Origin of the sequence: Salinicola halophilus (assembly GCF_003206155.1) — a bacterium.
Classification (GTDB): domain Bacteria; phylum Pseudomonadota; class Gammaproteobacteria; order Pseudomonadales; family Halomonadaceae; genus Salinicola; species Salinicola halophilus.
Map to the genome: position 1 here is coordinate 1,491,092 of NZ_PZJV01000001.1, position 15,553 is coordinate 1,506,644.

Annotated in this window: 15 protein-coding genes; 1 reads left to right on the plus strand and 14 read right to left on the minus strand. The window is 63.4% G+C overall.

All coding sequences use genetic code 11. From position 1 onward, the window contains the following. Positions 1-30: 30 nt before the first annotated feature. From lpxB to rpsB, 14 genes are all read right to left on the minus strand, one after another. Positions 31-1,197, minus strand: a complete 1,167-nt coding sequence (gene lpxB, locus DOM33_RS06690) for a lipid-A-disaccharide synthase (RefSeq protein ID WP_110666963.1) — start codon at positions 1,195-1,197, stop codon at positions 31-33. Positions 1,198-1,205: 8 nt separating this feature from the next. Next, positions 1,206-1,973, minus strand: a complete 768-nt coding sequence (lpxA, locus tag DOM33_RS06695; protein WP_110666965.1) for an acyl-ACP--UDP-N-acetylglucosamine O-acyltransferase — start codon at positions 1,971-1,973, stop codon at positions 1,206-1,208. Then, positions 1,970-2,413: a 3-hydroxyacyl-ACP dehydratase FabZ gene (gene fabZ, locus DOM33_RS06700; protein ID WP_110666967.1), complete on the minus strand. Its 444-nt coding sequence runs from the start codon at positions 2,411-2,413 to the stop codon at positions 1,970-1,972. Before fabZ ends, lpxA begins: the two co-directional genes overlap by 4 nt. Positions 2,414-2,560: 147 nt before the next feature. Next, positions 2,561-3,601: a UDP-3-O-(3-hydroxymyristoyl)glucosamine N-acyltransferase gene (gene lpxD / locus DOM33_RS06705; protein ID WP_110666969.1), complete on the minus strand. Its 1,041-nt coding sequence runs from the start codon at positions 3,599-3,601 to the stop codon at positions 2,561-2,563. Positions 3,602-3,624: 23 nt separating this feature from the next. Continuing rightward, the gene (locus DOM33_RS06710; protein ID WP_110666971.1) at positions 3,625-4,128 is read right to left on the minus strand and encodes an OmpH/Skp family outer membrane protein; all 504 of its coding nucleotides are present in this window, start codon (positions 4,126-4,128) and stop codon (positions 3,625-3,627) included. A gap of 199 nt (positions 4,129-4,327) precedes the next feature. Beyond that, complete coding sequence (gene bamA / locus DOM33_RS06715; RefSeq protein ID WP_110666973.1) at positions 4,328-6,667, minus strand: outer membrane protein assembly factor BamA; 2,340 nt, start codon at positions 6,665-6,667, stop codon at positions 4,328-4,330. A gap of 141 nt (positions 6,668-6,808) precedes the next feature. Beyond that, positions 6,809-8,173 (minus strand): sigma E protease regulator RseP, encoded by a 1,365-nt coding sequence (rseP, locus tag DOM33_RS06720; protein ID WP_110667603.1) that lies wholly within the window; start codon positions 8,171-8,173, stop codon positions 6,809-6,811. Between the two features lie 51 nt (positions 8,174-8,224). Then, the gene (ispC, locus tag DOM33_RS06725; protein WP_110666975.1) at positions 8,225-9,439 is read right to left on the minus strand and encodes a 1-deoxy-D-xylulose-5-phosphate reductoisomerase; all 1,215 of its coding nucleotides are present in this window, start codon (positions 9,437-9,439) and stop codon (positions 8,225-8,227) included. A 36-nt stretch (positions 9,440-9,475) separates the two neighbouring features. After that, the gene (locus DOM33_RS06730) at positions 9,476-10,276 is read right to left on the minus strand and encodes a phosphatidate cytidylyltransferase (protein WP_110666977.1); all 801 of its coding nucleotides are present in this window, start codon (positions 10,274-10,276) and stop codon (positions 9,476-9,478) included. Next, a complete protein-coding gene (gene uppS / locus DOM33_RS06735) occupies positions 10,269-11,030 on the minus strand; it encodes a polyprenyl diphosphate synthase (RefSeq protein ID WP_110666979.1) in 762 nt (253 codons plus the stop codon). Before uppS ends, DOM33_RS06730 begins: the two co-directional genes overlap by 8 nt. Before the next feature lie 57 nt (positions 11,031-11,087). Next, positions 11,088-11,645 carry a ribosome recycling factor gene (gene frr, locus DOM33_RS06740; RefSeq protein WP_110666981.1) on the minus strand — a complete coding sequence of 186 codons (558 nt, stop codon included), beginning with the start codon at positions 11,643-11,645 and terminating at the stop codon, positions 11,088-11,090. 10 nt (positions 11,646-11,655) lie between these two features. Continuing rightward, a complete protein-coding gene (gene pyrH, locus DOM33_RS06745; RefSeq protein ID WP_110666983.1) occupies positions 11,656-12,402 on the minus strand; it encodes a UMP kinase in 747 nt (248 codons plus the stop codon). A gap of 161 nt (positions 12,403-12,563) precedes the next feature. Then, positions 12,564-13,433 (minus strand): translation elongation factor Ts, encoded by an 870-nt coding sequence (gene tsf, locus DOM33_RS06750; protein WP_110666985.1) that lies wholly within the window; start codon positions 13,431-13,433, stop codon positions 12,564-12,566. Positions 13,434-13,607: 174 nt separating this feature from the next. Further along, positions 13,608-14,339 carry a 30S ribosomal protein S2 gene (gene rpsB / locus DOM33_RS06755; protein ID WP_110666986.1) on the minus strand — a complete coding sequence of 244 codons (732 nt, stop codon included), beginning with the start codon at positions 14,337-14,339 and terminating at the stop codon, positions 13,608-13,610. Positions 14,340-14,690: 351 nt separating this feature from the next. Here rpsB and map point away from each other — a divergent pair, with 351 nt between their 5' ends. Further along, positions 14,691-15,482: a type I methionyl aminopeptidase gene (gene map, locus DOM33_RS06760; protein WP_110666988.1), complete on the plus strand. Its 792-nt coding sequence runs from the start codon at positions 14,691-14,693 to the stop codon at positions 15,480-15,482. Positions 15,483-15,553 lie beyond the last annotated feature (71 nt).

Genomic DNA, 15,553 nt, shown 5'->3' on the forward strand with positions numbered 1-15,553 from the left:
TCGTCCTCGTGTTAGACGGTGGGGTGTCGCTCAGGCGGAGGTGTCGACGTCGTCGAGACAACCGCGCTGGACGAGAGAGTCGATCGCGTCCGCGGCACGCTCGCTGGCGCCTCGCTGCAAGGCGGCGTGCATCTCGGCAAAGCGTGTCTCGAGCGCATGACGCTGCGCCTCGTTCTCGAACCACGGCAGCAGCGTGTCGACCAGCGAGTCGGCACTGACCGCGTCCTGGATCAGCTCCGGCACCACGGTCTCCTGGGCAATGAGGTTAGGCAGCGAAATCCAGCGCGTCTTGACCAGCCGCTTCGCGAGCCAGTAGGTCACCGGCGCCATACGATAGGCGACGACCATCGCTCGGTGACAAAGCAGGGTTTCCAGTGCCGCTGTCCCCGATGTCAGCAGCACCGCATCCGCGGCGACCATCGCCTCCCGCGACTGCGCTTCGATCAGCGTGACGTCCTCGGCAAGCTCGGGGGCACGAGCCATGAGCGCATCGAGCTCGCGACGTCGCTCGGGGGAAGCCGCCGGCACGATGACCTGCAGCGCCCCGAGACGCTCCCGGAGCCTGACCGCAGCGCGCAGGAATATTTCACCCTGGAACTGGATTTCGCTGCTGCGCGAGCCGGGCAGCAGCGTGAGCGTCGGCCGCTCGGCATCGAGACCCAACGCCGCTCGCGCGGCACGGCGGTCGTTGACCAGTGGCAGCTCGTCCGCCAGCGGGTGACCGACGTAGGCCACCGGCACGCGATGCTCGGCATAGAAGTCCGCCTCGAACGGCAGAAAGGTCAGCATGGCATCGACGGCACGGGCGATCGTCTTCACACGCCCCTGTCGCCAGGCCCAGACCGAGGGACTGACGTAATGGGCGGTACGGATACCGCGCTCGCGCAGCGCTCGCTCGAGCCCGATGTTGAAGTCCGGCGCATCGATGCCGATCATCACGTCCGGCTGCCAGGCAAGCGCGTCTCGCTTGAGATGACGACGTACCTTGACCAGGCCCGGCAGATGCTTGAGCACCTCCACCAGCCCCATCACGGAGAGCGTTTCCAGCGGGTAGAGAGAGTCGAGCCCCTCGGCCTGCATGCGTGGCCCGCCGATACCCCGAAACACGATGTCGGGATGGCGACGCTTGAGCGCACGCATGAGACCCGCGCCGAGAATATCCCCGGAGAGCTCGCCCGCGACCAGGTAGACGCGCATGGCCTCGCCTAGCGGAGAATGCCGCGCTGGGAACTCTTGAGCGAGTCGACGAAGCGCCGCGTCTCGTCGAACGAGAAGCGGCTTTCGATCTCGCTGACCGCCTGCTCGAGAGTGAGTCCTTTACGGTAGACCAGTCGATAGGCCTCATTCAGCGCGCGCACGCTCTCGCTGGAGAAGCCACGACGCTTGAGACCGATCGAATTCAGGCCGTGCGGCGCAGCAGGGTTACCGCTGGCCATCACGAAAGCGGGAACGTCCTTGGTGATCGCCGAGCAGCCGCCGACCATGGCGTGCTCGCCCATGTGGCAGAACTGATGAATCGCCGAGAGACCGCCGAGAATGGCGAAATCGCCGAGTCGGACGTGGCCGGCCAGTGTCGCCTGGTTGGCGAGGATGCAATCGTCGCCGATGACACAGTCGTGCCCCACGTGGGAATAGGCCATGAACAGGTTGCGACTACCGATGGTGGTCGCGCCACGATCCTGCGCGGTTCCCCGATGCAGCGTCACGCTCTCGCGTACGACGTTGTCGTCGCCCACGTCGAGGCGCGTGGGTTCACCGGCGTACTTCTTGTCCTGGCAGTCCTCGCCGACGGAGGCGAACTGAAAGATGCGGTTGCGCTTGCCAAGCGAGGTCGGACCCTTGATCACCACGTGCGGCCCGATCACGCAGCCCGCATCGATCTCGACATCGGGACCGATGACGCTGAACGGGCCGACTTCGACATCGTCGGCCAGGGTCGCGGCGGGATCGACGATGGCGGTGGGATGAATCAAGCGATTTTCCTCTCGGCACAGATGACTTCGGCTTCACAGGCGAGCTCGTCGCCGACGGTGGCCCGACAGTTGAATTTCCAGATACCGCGCTTGCCTTTGATGACCACGGCTTCGAGGCGCAGCTGATCACCCGGCATGACGGGGCGCTTGAAGCGAACGTTGTCACTGCCGACGAGGTAGTAGACATAGCCGTCAGCGGGCAGCTTGTTGACGGTCTTGAATCCCAGAATGCCGCAGGCCTGGGCCATCGCTTCGATGATCAGAACCCCCGGCATGATGGGATGATGCGGAAAGTGGCCGTTGAAAAAGGGTTCGTTGATGCTGACGTTCTTGTACGCCACGATCGATTCGCCGAGCGTGATCTCGGTCACGCGATCCACCAGTAAAAACGGGTAACGATGCGGTAGATACTCACGAATCTGGTTGATGTCCATTATCATCAATACGACCTCGAATATAACGAAATGCCCGCCGCTAGGGGCGGGCACAGGGCGGCAAAGCGGCGTTCACCCGTGTGGGCCGGCATTATACAGGCGAGGTCATCGGCCGCCAGTCTTCCCCTGTACCGATCCGTCACAGATGACTTCTCAGCCATCACGCGCATGACGTTCGAGCCGGGTGAGGCGCTTGGCGATGTCATCCAACTGCTTGAAGCGAACCGCGTTCTTGCGCCATTGGCTGTTCGACATCGACCCGGTCCCCGATGAGTAGACGCCGGCTTCATGGATCGAGTTGGTGACCAGGCTCATCCCCGTGACCTGCACGCCGTCGGCAAGGGTGAGGTGGCCCGAGAGTCCTACCCCACCGCCGAGCAGGCAGTGCCGCCCCACCTTGGTCGAGCCGGCGATCCCCACACACCCGGCCAGCGCACTGTGGTCGCCGATCTGCACGTTGTGAGCGATCTGGACCTGGGAGTCGATCTTGACGCCGTGGCCGATCAGCGTGTCGCCGAGGGCACCGCGGTCGATACTCGAGCAGCTCCCCACTTCGACATCGTCACCCAGGGTGACGCCACCGAGCTGCGCTATCTTCTCCCACTGCTTGCCATCGTGAGCGAAGCCGAAACCGTCGCCACCGATGACGCAGCCGGCGTGCAGAATCGCCCGTGCGCCGACGATGACGCCATGGTAGAGCGTGACGTTGGCGTGCAGCCGAGACCCTGCCCCGATGATACAGTCCGCGCCGATACTGCAGCCTGCGCCAATGGCACAATCGTCGGCGATCTCGACGCCGGCCTCGATGACGCTGTTGGCACCGATCTCCACATTGGTGCCGACGCGAGCCTCGGAGGAGACCACGGCCGTGGGGTGGATCCCCTGATGACTGCGCTGGTAGAGCGGATCGAAGAGCCGCGACAGGCGGGCATAGCCGAGATACGGGTTGTCCAGTTCGAGCCGCGCCCCGGGACACCCTTCGCCATGAGCCGGGTGCACCAGCACCGCGCCGGCGCGGGTCTCGTCCAGGTATTTCAAGTAGGCCCGGTTGGCCAGAAAGGCCAGTTCACTGGGGCCGGCGTCGGTCAGCGTCGACAGACCCTCGATACGAATCTCGGGATCGCCGATCAGACGGGCATCGATACGTTCGGCGAGTTCACCGAGCGTATAGGAGGCGTTAGCAGCACTCTTCATGAATGGGCGCCGGTCTCAGAGCATCAGTTGAGCGAGTTGAATATCTGGGTCACTTCGTTGGTCACGTCCAGGCTATCGCCGGAGTACACCACCGCGTCACGGTCGACGACCATGTCCAGATCGTGCTGATCGACCACACGCTGAATCGCCTGGTCGAGCTTGGGCTTGGCGCTCTGCAGATACTGCTGTTCGGCCTGCTGCTGCGCCTGCGAGATCTGGCCGCGAAGCTGCTGGAACTGGCCGCCCTTCTGGCGCAGCTGCTGGGTCACCGAATTACGCTCGGATTCCGACATCACGTCGCCGTCCTGCTGCAGACGCTGCTGAAGCTGCTGCAACTCCTGGCTCAGTGACTGCGCCTGCTGCTGCTGCGCACTGATTCGGTTCTTGAGCTGATTCATCGATGCCTGCGCCGAATCGGACGACATCAACGCTTCACGCCAGTCCAGCACGCCGACTTCGGTCGCCATGGCGGGCAGCGATACGACCGACAACAGTCCAAGCCCGAGGGCTCCTACTACTTTGCGCATGCAACGCCTCCTTGATAGCGGCTCTCGAAGGCCGTCGATCTCGACGACGACTAAGAGAGCGGGATGAATCGTAGCGAACGCGTCGAAACCGACGTCCCCGCGCCACGACCGTGGAGCCGATCACCCCGCGGCAACAAGCTGCCACGGGGTGCTGTGACTCTTTTATCGATGTTCTTCGTATTACCGACGTTCGTTGCGATCAGAACGTCTGGCCAAGCGAGAACTGGAACACCTGCGGATCGTCACCGTCCTTCTCGTTGAGCGGCTTGGCCACGCTGAACGTGAGCGGGCCGACCGGCGTCAACCAGGAGAGCCCGAGGCCCAAGCTGTAGCGCAGATCGTCGAGATTGACGCCGCTTTCACAACTCGACGGGCCGTCACCGTCGACGACATCGTAGCAGTCGGTCAAATAGGTATTACCGGCATCCAGAAAGATACTGGTCTGCAGCGAGCGGCGATCCTCGACCCACGGGAAGGGATAGATGAGCTCTGCAGAGCCTTCCACCAGCACGTTGCCGCCAAGGGTGTCGTCGTCGCCGTCGCCGCGTTCGGTGGTACGCGGACCCAGCGTGTTGCTGGTATAGCCGCGCACCGAACCCAGACCGCCGGAATAGAAGTTCTCGTAGAACGGGTAGGGATCACCGGAACCCAGCGTATCGGCGTAGCCCAGATTGCTGCTGAACTTGACCGACCAGTCGGGATTGAGTTCGAACAGCCGCTGGCCGCGATAGCGCATCTTGTAGTACTCGGCATCCGATCCGGGTGCCGCCGTCTCGAGCGACACACGCTGGTAGCTGCCGGCGGTGGGCATGATGCCGCGGTTGAGATTGTTGCGTGTCCAGCTCGCGGTCAACTTGTAGTTGAGGAAATCCTCGCCCTCATCCTCGGTGTACTTGACGATCTCGGAGGGGGTGTCGTCATAGGTGTCGATCGACAGCTGTTCCAGACCGACGCCGAAGTTCAGTCGCGACAGATCGTTGATCGGGTAACCGAAATTGATGTTACCGCCGTAGGAATCGGTCGAGTAGGTCGAGATGTCCGAATCTTCGTAGTCGGTCTCGCGGTAGAACAGGTTGTAGCCCCGCGAGATACCGTCGAGCGTCCAGTAAGGGTCGGTGAAACCGAAATTGATGTTGGTGAACGTATCGCTGCGCTGAGCCCCGATGTTCACCCGGTTGCCCGTACCCAGGAAGTTGTTCTGCGAAAGCGCCGCCCCGTAGATGACGCCTGCCGACTGGGAGAAACCGACGCTTGCCGAGATCGACCCGGAAGGCTGCTCCTGCACGCTGTATGTGACGTCGAGCTGATCCGGCTCGCCGGCGACCGGACGCGTGTCGACGTCGACCTGCCGGAAGAAGCCCAGCCGCTCCAGACGCTGGCGCGACTGGCTGATCTGATCGGTCGAGGCGGGTGCGCCCTCCATCTGGATCATTTCACGACGCAGCACTTCGTCCTGGGTCGTGGTATTGCCTTCGAAATTGATTCGCCGCACATAGGCGCGTCGGCCGGGATCGACGCGGAAGGTGATGTTCGCCGTATTGTCGGCGTCGTTGAGCGTGGGCACCGCGTTGATGTCGGCGAAGGCAAACCCGTCCGCGCCAAGCTTCTGGCGCAGCGCCTCCGACGACGCGGTGAGCGCACTCTGAGAGAAGTAGTCGCCGGGCTCGGCAGTGACCAGCTCGCGTGCTCTGGCGTCGTCCATCTTCAGATCGCCGTCGAAGTCGATCTGGTCGAACTTGTAGCGCTTGCCTTCGTCGACGTTGATCGTGACGAAGATGCGCGACTTGTCGGGGCTGATCGAGACCTGAGTCGACGAGATGGAGAAGTTGGCGTAGCCGCGATCGAGATACCAGGAGCGCAATGTCTCCAGGTCTCCGGAGAGCGCCTCACGCGAGTATTCGTCGTCGGAGAACCAGCCGAAGAACCAGCTGGGCTTGTCCTCGAGCTGAAACAGATCGCGCAGCGTGTCGTCGTCGAAAGCGTCGTTACCGACGACGTTGATCTGTCGAATCTTGGCGACGGCGCCCTCGTTGATGTCGATGTTGACGCGAACGCGGTTGCGCTCGAGCTGTTCGACAGAGGAGTCGATACTCGAACTGTAGCGGCCCTGGGACTGATAGAGACGCTCGAGTTCGCGCTGCATCTCCTCGAGGGTGGAGCGCTGCAGCACCTGCCCCTCGGCAAGACCGGCGTCCCGCAGGCCGTCCCGAAGATCGTCCTCGGAGATCTGCGAGTTGCCCTCGATGTTGATCTCCGCAATCGACGGACGCTCGACCACGTTGACGATTAGTACATCGCCATCGCGAGAAAGGCGAATGTCGTCGAAGAGCCCCGTGTCGAACAGCGTCCGAGCCGCGTCGCCCAGCTCCTGATCGTTGACCGTCTCGTCTGCGCTGACGGGAAAAGCGTTGAACACGGAGGCTGCCGAGACGCGCTGCAGTCCCTCCACGCGAATGTCCGAAATCTCGAAAGGTGCCGCCAACGCCAAGGGGGAGCTGGTCAGCAGCAGTCCTGCCAATCCGATGGTCTTGAGTTTCATGCAATCAATCGCTTCTCTGGGGGCCCGCCCGCGTATGGAACAGGCACCTTATACATTTCCCCTAGTGACTGACAAGGTTCCCTCGTCGGCCCCGGGTACTGAATGGTCGTCGGCAGCGACGCCGCGCCGCCTAGGTCAGGCCTAAAGTCGCATCAAATCGAAGTAGAGTGCCGCGATCATCAGCGTGGCCACGAGTGCCACGCCGACGCGCAGTCCCATCGCCTGCGCCGTTTCGGAAACGGGGCGCCCCCGCAGCAGTTCGATGACGTAATAGACCAGATGCCCCCCGTCGAGCACGGGAATCGGCAGCAGGTTGAGCACGCCGAGGCTGATCGAGAGGTAGGCGAGGAAACCGATGAAAGTCTCCACGCCGCTACGAGCCGAATCGCCAGCGATCCTCGCGATCGTGATCGGCCCCGAGAGATTCGACGGCGAGATCCAGCCCACGATCATCTTGCGAATCGAGTCCGCCGTCAGCCAGGTCATCTCGCCGGTCTTGGCTACCGCCTCGCCGATCGCCGCGATCGGCCCGTAGCGAATCTCGCGCTGGAATTGCGCTGGCCACGTCGGCGCCTGTGAGGCCGCCCCGACGTAGCCGATCGGCGATTCGCCGCTCCCGCGCAGCGCCGGTGTGAGAGACAGTTCACGACGTTCACCGCCGCGTTCGACCACGAGGTCGAGCGTTCGTTCGGGATGCTCGCGCACCACGGCGACGAAAGCCGCCCAGTCCGCGACTGAGGCGCCATCGACGCTGAGGATGCGGTCGCCCGCTTGCAGCCCCGCCCGTGCTGCCGGACTCTCCGGCAGTACCCGGTCGAGCACCGCCGGTACGTCCGGTCGCCAGGGCGTGATGCCGAGCGACGGCATCGGCTGCGGGGGGTCTTGGCGTACCAGCCAGCGCTCGACCGGCACCGCGTGGAGCTGTTCGCTCCCGCTGGCGCCGGAGGTGGACGTCTCCTGCGTGGCCACGCTCAACTCACCGTTTGCACCGATGGCACCGATCAGTTGCAGGTTGACGTCGTTCCACGAGGGCGTGCGCTCGCCCTGGACACTGACGATCTCCATGCCACTTTCCAGGCCGGCCTGTGCCGCCGGCGAATTCGGCGCCACATCACCGATGACCGGCGCCACCGTCGTCGTGCCATAGACGAACAGTGCCCAGTAGGCCAACAGCGCCAGGAGAAAGTTGGCGATCGGCCCGGCGGCAACGATGGCGATACGTGCCCATACGTTCTTGCGATTGAATGCGCGGTGCTGCTCGGCCGGGTCGACCGGCCCCTCGCGCTCGTCGAGCATCTTGACGTAGCCACCGAGCGGGATGGCCGCAATGGCAAACTCGGTGCCGTGGCGGTCGAAGCGCGACCACAGCGGCTTGCCGAAGCCGACCGAGAACCGCAGTACCTTGACCCCGCAGCGGCGGGCGACCCAGAAATGCCCGAACTCATGAAACGTGATCAGCAGGCCGAGCACGACGATGACCGCCAGCACGTTCTGAAGTGCATCCATCATGCGCGACCTCCTCTCACCGTATGATTGATCCCGACCGCCGCGCTCGAATCAGGCGCGAGCTCCGCCGGCGTAGCGCTCAGCGAGAATGCCTTCGGCGACTCGGCGTGCGCGGGCATCGTCGTGCAGTATCGCATCGAGCGAGTCCGCCGCGTGCGACTCGACACGCTCGAGCGTCTCGGCCACCAGCCCGGCGATGTCCAAAAACCCCAGCCGCTCATCGAGAAAGGCGGCCACGGCTATCTCGTTGGCGGCATTGAGGCAGGCGGGCGCCGTACCGCCTGCCTGCATCGCTTCCCGCGCCAGACGCAGACAAGGAAACCGCGTCTCGTCCGGCGCCTGAAAGTCGAGTCGCCCTATCGCGAAGAGATCCAGTGGCTCGACACCGGCGTCGATGCGCGCAGGCCAAGAGAGTCCATAGGCGATGGCCGTGCGCATGTCGGTATTGCCCATCTGCGCGATGACCGACCCATCGGTGTAGCCGACCATCGAGTGCACGATACTCTGCGGGTGAATCACTACCTCGACCTGCTCGGGACGCGCATCGAAGAGCCAGCATGCCTCGATGAGTTCGAGGCCCTTGTTCATCATCGAGGCGCTGTCGACCGAGATCTTGCGCCCCATCGACCAGTTCGGGTGGGCACAGGCCTCGCTCGGTGTCACGTGGCGCATGTCGCCGATCGGCCGCTCCCTGAACGGTCCGCCGGAGGCGGTCAGCAACAGCCTCGAGACCCCGAGCGAGGCCAAACCGCCGTGGCGCGCCGGCGGCAGACACTGGTAGATGGCGTTGTGCTCCGAATCGATCGGCAGCAGACAGGCGTCGTGCTGTGCCACCGCATCCATGAAGAGTGCCCCGGACATCACCAGCGCTTCCTTGTTCGCCAGCAACACCCGTTTACCCGCTTTGACCGCCGCCAGGGTCGGCAACAGCGCCGCCGCGCCGATGATCGCCGACATCACGACATCGACCTCGTTGGCCGCGGCCATTTCGCACAGCGCCGACTCGCCGGCGCGCACCTCGATGTGCGAAAGCGACACGTCACGCAGTGCCGCCCGCAACCAGGCAGCGTCGGCTTCGGTCTCGAGGACGGCAACGGCCGGCGAGAAGCGCCGACAGACGTCGAACAGCGCCTCTTTGGAGCGCCAGGCCGTCACCGCCTGCAAGCGATAGCGCTCGGGGTGTCGCGCGATGACGTCGAGGGTGCTGCGACCGATCGAGCCGGTCGCACCGAGAATGGCGACGTTGTGAACAGCGGTGGAGGTCATAGAAGCCTTGTTGTCAGCACGACGGCGCGCGGGAAATCAGCCGAGCCAGGGGCGGATCAGGGCGAAAATGGGGATGGCGGCGGTGAGGCTGTCGACGCGGTCGAGAATCCCGCCATGGCCGGGTAGCAGGTGGCTGGAGTCCTTGATTCCGCGAAAACGCTTGAGCATGCTCTCGAGCAGATCGCCGACGACCGACACATAGGCGACGAATACTGCGACGACCAGCAGGCCCAGCGTTCGCGACGTGCTCAGATCCAACCAGATGGCGTAGGCGAGCACGAGTAGCGCCACGGCGACCCAGCCACCGTAGACACCCTCCCAGGATTTGCCCGGACTCACCCGAGGTGCGAGCTTGCGTCGCCCGAACCGCCGACCGGCGAAATAGGCACCGATATCGGCGACCCAGACCAGCAGCAGCACGAACAGCAGCCATTCGCTGCCGTCTTGACGAAGTTGAGAGAAGCCGACCCAGCACGGGAAGAGCACCCATCCGCCCATCGCCAGTCTTATCGCGGGTTGCTGCCACTGCGTCGTCGCCGCGGGATAGCGAGAGACCCACCAAGCGTTGACGAGCCAGCCCGCCGCGCCGAGCCAGAGCGGCCACTGATCGTCCACCCAGCCGGCAAACCAGGCAGCGAGCAGCAGCGCCGCCATACCCGTCGCATAGACCAGGCGCGGTAGCGCCGCATCGAAGCCCGCCAGGCGAGCCCACTCCCAGGCACCGAGCAGCAGCACGACGGCAGTGAACAGCGCAAAGCTCGCTCCCGTCAGGCCGAAAAGCCCCAACAACACCAGCGGCGCCAATACCAGCGCCGTCAGGACACGCTGTCTAAGCACCGCTCACCTCGATCTGTTGTTGCGTCATGCCGAAGCGGCGCTGACGTCGGTGGAAGGCATCCATGGCGGCATCGAAGGCCGCGGCATCGAAGTCGGGCCAGAGCTCCGGCGCGAACACGAACTCGGCATAGGCGAGCTGCCACAGCAGGAAGTTCGAAATGCGCTGTTCACCGCTGGTGCGAATGCAAAGATCGACGGGAGGCTCGTCGTGGAGACAGATTTCGTCGTTCAGTGCGGCTTCGTCGATCGCCGCCGGGGCGAGCTCGCCGTCGGCGACGCGCTGCGCCAATCGCCGCGCCGCACCGGCGATGTCCCACCGGCCGCCGTAGTTGGCGGCCACGATGAGATGGAGTCCCGCGTTGTGTTGCGTCAGATCTTCCGCCCGCGCCATCTGGCGCTGCAGCGATAGCGAGAACCGCTGACGATCACCGATGATACTCAAGCGGATGTCGTTGTCATGGAGCTTTTTCACTTCGCGCTTGAGCACGAGCATGAAAAGCTCCATCAGCGCGCTGACTTCGGCACTCGGCCGGCGCCAGTTCTCGCTGGAGAAAGCGAAAAGGGTCAGGGCCTCTATGCGCCGCTGCGCGGCTCGCCTGATGACGGCGCGCAACGACTCGACCCCCGCGCGATGCCCCTGCGCGCTGGAGAGGCCCCGAGCGCGTGCCCAGCGATTGTTACCGTCCATGATGATCGCCACGTGTCGCGGCATCGACGGCATCGCTTGCGCACCGCGCGACTGCATGTCTGTCATGGTATCTCGCAAGCCAGGTGTGAGACGGCGCTTACGCCGATCCGGAACGCGTCCGGGTTACACCTGCATCAGGTCGTGTTCCTTGGATTCCAGCAGCTTGTCGACTTCGGCGACATGCTTGTCGGTCAGCTTCTGGATCATCTCCTCACCGCGACGCTGATCGTCCTCGGTGATGTCCTTGTCCTTGAGCAGCGACTTGAGATCACCGTTGGCATCACGACGCACGTTACGCACGGCGACGCGGGCGTTTTCCGCCTCGGCGCGAGCCTGCTTGATGTAATTGCGGCGCGTCTCTTCGGTCAGCGGCGGCATGGGAACACGAATGACGTTGCCGTTGGTGGCCGGGTTGAGACCCAGATCGGACGTCATGATCGCTTTCTCGATCTTGCCGACCATGGACTGCTCCCACGGCATGATGCTCAGGGTACGCGCGTCTTCAACGTTGACGTTGGCGACCTGGTTGAGCGGCATTTCGCTGCCGTAATACTCGACGGTAACCGCATCCAGAATGCTGGGATGCGCCCTGCCGGTACGAATCTTGTGAAAGTTCGCCTGAAGCGTTTCCAGGGTCTTTTTCATACGCCCTTCGGCGTCTTTCTTGATGTCGTCGATCATGTCCTAAACCTCAATCAATCAGCGTGCCTTCTCGCCCACCGACCACCAGATTCAACAGCGCCCCGGGCTTGGTCATGTCGAATACGCGCACCGGCATGTCATGGTCACGCACCAGACAGATAGCGGTCAAATCCATGACACCGAGCTTCTGATCCAGCACGTCGTCGTAGCTCAGGCGCTCGTACTTGGTGGCATCGGCGTGGGTGACCGGGTCTTTGTCGTAGACGCCGTCGACCTTGGTGGCCTTGACCACGACGTCGGCGTCGATCTCGATCCCTCGCAGACAGGCCGCGGAGTCGGTGGTAAAGAAGGGGTTGCCGGTGCCCGCGGAGAAGATCACCACGTCGCCGGAGGTGAGATAGCGAATGGCGGTGCGGCGATCGTAGTGCTCGACCACCCCGCTCATCGGAATGGCCGACATCACGCGCGAGCGTATATTGGAGCGCTCGAGCGCATCGCGCATCGCCAGCGCATTCATTACCGTTGCCAACATGCCCATGTGATCGCCGGTGACACGCTCCATGCCCGCGGCGTGCAGTGCGGCCCCGCGAAACAGGTTACCACCGCCGATCACGATACCGACCTGGACGCCGATCCCCACCAGTTGCCCGATCTCGAGTGCCATGCGATCCAGCACTTTGGGATCGATACCGAACTCCTGCTCGCCGGTCAGCGCTTCGCCCGAGAGCTTGAGCAGCACGCGCTTGAACTTCGACTTTTCGGCAGGCTTGTTCGGACGGTCGATGACGTCGGACATGACGATTTCTCCTGATTTGACGGATCGTGTCGGTGGGAACGGGCGAAGACGCTTCTCATCCGCCGGATACGCAATGGCGTGCGCTTTCGCGCACGCCATTGGCGGTTGGGGTGGCCGACGACATCGGCCACCGCCCCGGCACTAGAAGGAACTGGCACTGCTTAGCTGCGGCGGGCCTGTTCCATGACTTCCTTGGCGAAGTCGACTTCTTCCTTCTCGATGCCCTCACCCACTTCGAAGCGGGTAAATCCGAGCACTTCGCCACCGGCCGACTTGGCGTATTCGGCGACGGTCTGGTTCGGATCCTTGACGAAGGGCTGCTCGGTCAGGCTGTTCTCGGCGAGATACTTCTTGAGGCGGCCCTGGACCATCTTCTCGGCGATCTGCTCCGGCTTGCCGGCCATGTCCGGCTGCGCCAGGATGACGGCTTTTTCCTGGTCGAGCTGCTCTTGCGGCATCTCTTCCGGACGCGCAACGACCGGGTTGATCGCGGCCACGTGCATGGCGATGTCCTTGGCGACATCGGCACTGCCGGCGGTCAGACGCGTCAACACACCGATGCGATCACCATGGACGTAGGCGCCGACGACGCCGCCTTCCGGGGCATCGACCACGACCGCACGACGCACGGAGATGTTCTCGCCGATCTTTTGGACCAGCTGGTTGCGAGCGTCTTCGAGCTCGGCATCCATGATCTCGGTCATGTCTTCGGACTTCGTCTCGAAGACCTTGTCCAGCACCGTCTTGGCGAAGCGGGTGAAATTCTCGTCACGGGCGACGAAGTCGGTCTCGGAATTGACTTCGAGCATCGCGCCGTAGCTGCCGTCATCGGCGACGCGGGTCAGGATCGCACCCTCTGCGGCGGTACGGCCGGCCTTCTTGGCCGCCTTCAGACCGGAGTTCTTGCGCAGGTCTTCGATCGCACGCTCGATATCGCCGTCGGCTTCGGTGAGTGCCTTCTTGCACTCCATCATGCCGAGACCGGTACGCTCGCGCAGTTCTTTGACTTGAGAAGCGCTGATAGCTGCCATGTTTGTCCCTCTGAGGATCGCTGTTTCGTCTCGCGGCGACGCCGAAGCGTCGCCCCAGGTAGCAAAAAGGGGCTCTTGAGCCCCCTTCGTCTGCACCGATGCTGGTAGTCCCGGCGGCGCAGGTCGCCCGCCAGGCGCGCGATCGGTGCAGACTCGCTCGAATTGCCGTCCGGCTTACTCGGCGACTTCGCTCGGCTCGTCGACTTCGACGAACTCGTCGGGCCGGCCTTCCTTCGCCTTGCCGCAGGCATTGGCGATCGCCTGCACGTAGATCTGGATGGCGCGGATGGAGTCGTCGTTACCCGGAATGACGTAGTCGACGCCATCGGGGTTGGAGTTGGTATCGACGACACCGATGACCGGGATGCCCAGCTTGTTGGCTTCGTTGATGGCAATGCGCTCGTGGTCGACGTCGATCACGAACAGCGCGTCCGGCAGGCCGCCCATCTCCTTGATACCGCCGATGGAGCGCTCGAGCTTGTCTTGCTCGCGAGTCGCCATCAGGACTTCTTTCTTGGTCAGCTTCTCGAACGTGCCGTCTTCGCGCATCGTCTCGAGCTCGCGCAGACGCTTGATCGACTGACGAATCGTCTTGAAGTTGGTGAGCATGCCGCCCAGCCAGCGATGATTGACGAACGGCTGACCCACACGGTTCGCTTCTTCCTTGATGATCTTGCTCGCGCTGCGCTTGGTGCCGACGAACAGGATCTTGTTGTTGGAAGAGGCCATACGCTCGACGACGCCGGTGGCTTCGAGCAGTGCCGGCAGCGTATGTTCGAGGTTGATGATGTGAATCTTGTTACGCGAGCCGAAGATGTACTGACCCATCTTCGGGTTCCAGTAACGGGTCTGGTGACCGAAGTGTGCGCCTGCCTTGAGCAGATCGCGCATGTTTACCTGTGCCATGATGACTCCTGGAGAATCGGGTTAGGCCTCCACACACCCCATGGATCCGACCGCGCGGCCAAACCGCTACGGCACCCGGGACCATGTGTCGGTGCGTGTGTGTTTTTGATGACGTCTACCGCCTGAGCGATGGTCGCCGCTGTCGGCTCGATCGCCCCGTCGTGTCTGACCACGCCATTTCGAGCGGGCGGTACACGTTTTGGGACGGGAATTGCAGTCGAGCGCGCGGCTTTATACCATACAACTCATGCAAGATGAAGTCGCCGGCCGTCCGAGCCTAGACTCGGATGGCTCGTCGTGTCGGCACTCGAGACACCGCGCGACACCCTCCGAACCCCGCTGCGAGAACGCATGAACATTCCCCGCAAGACCCCCGACGAAATCGAGAAGATGCGCGAAGCCGGCCGTCAGGCCGCAGCCGTTCTGGAGATGATCACCCCTCACGTTCGCGCTGGCGTCACGACCGGCGAGCTCGACAAGCTGTGTGACGACTTCATCGTCAACGAACTCGGTTCCGTCTCGGCGTGCCTGGACTATCACGGCTTTCCCAAGTCGATCTGCACGTCCATCAACCACGTCGTCTGCCACGGCATTCCAGACTTCGACAAGAAGCTCAAGAATGGCGACATCATGAACATCGACATTACCGTGAAGACGCCGGACGGCTACCACGGTGACAGCAGCATGATGTTCGTCGTCGGTGACAGCATTCAGGGCGACCGCCTCTGCCGAATCACCCAGACGTGCCTGTATAAAGGTATCGCCGAAGTTCGCCCCGGGGTGAAGCTCTCGACCATCGCGCGTGCCATCCAGGCTCACGCGGAAGGCTTTGGCTACTCCGTGGTCCGCGACTTCTGCGGTCACGGTATCGGCGCCGGTTTCCACGAGGAGCCCCAGGTACTGCACTACGACGGCTACGCCGCGGAGGCCGATGCCGAGCTCGCCGCGGGCATGTGCCTGACCATCGAGCCGATGGTCAACGCTGGCGGTTACCGCACCAAGGTGCTCAAGGACGGCTGGACCGCCGTGACCAAGGACAAGAGCCTCTCCGCCCAGTGGGAGCACACGCTGCTGGTGACCGACAGCGGCGTCGAAGTCCTGACGGCACGTAGCGACGAGGATCTCTCCTTCCTCGCCAGTTGATTCGTCGGCGCTCGCCGTCGGCACGGTGAGCGCCGTCACGTCCCGGCCGACACGACCGTCGGCCACTGTCC

Bases quoted from the DNA above. Each gene is read 5' to 3' on its own strand.
- frr (WP_110666981.1), bottom strand. From the start codon at position 11,645: ATGATCGACGACATCAAGAAAGACGCCGAAGGGCGTATGAAAAAGACC.
- map (WP_110666988.1), top strand. From the start codon at position 14,691: ATGAACATTCCCCGCAAGACCCCCGACGAAATCGAGAAGATGCGCGAA.
- lpxD (WP_110666969.1), bottom strand. From the start codon at position 3,601: ATGAAGAGTGCTGCTAACGCCTCCTATACGCTCGGTGAACTCGCCGAA.
- DOM33_RS06710 (WP_110666971.1), bottom strand. From the start codon at position 4,128: ATGCGCAAAGTAGTAGGAGCCCTCGGGCTTGGACTGTTGTCGGTCGTA.
- bamA (WP_110666973.1), bottom strand. From the start codon at position 6,667: ATGAAACTCAAGACCATCGGATTGGCAGGACTGCTGCTGACCAGCTCC.
- rpsB (WP_110666986.1), bottom strand. From the start codon at position 14,339: ATGGCACAGGTAAACATGCGCGATCTGCTCAAGGCAGGCGCACACTTC.
- fabZ (WP_110666967.1), bottom strand. From the start codon at position 2,413: ATGATAATGGACATCAACCAGATTCGTGAGTATCTACCGCATCGTTAC.
- tsf (WP_110666985.1), bottom strand. From the start codon at position 13,433: ATGGCAGCTATCAGCGCTTCTCAAGTCAAAGAACTGCGCGAGCGTACC.
- ispC (WP_110666975.1), bottom strand. From the start codon at position 9,439: ATGACCTCCACCGCTGTTCACAACGTCGCCATTCTCGGTGCGACCGGC.
- pyrH (WP_110666983.1), bottom strand. From the start codon at position 12,402: ATGTCCGACGTCATCGACCGTCCGAACAAGCCTGCCGAAAAGTCGAAG.
- uppS (WP_110666979.1), bottom strand. From the start codon at position 11,030: ATGACAGACATGCAGTCGCGCGGTGCGCAAGCGATGCCGTCGATGCCG.
- rseP (WP_110667603.1), bottom strand. From the start codon at position 8,173: ATGGATGCACTTCAGAACGTGCTGGCGGTCATCGTCGTGCTCGGCCTG.
- lpxB (WP_110666963.1), bottom strand. From the start codon at position 1,197: ATGCGCGTCTACCTGGTCGCGGGCGAGCTCTCCGGGGATATTCTCGGC.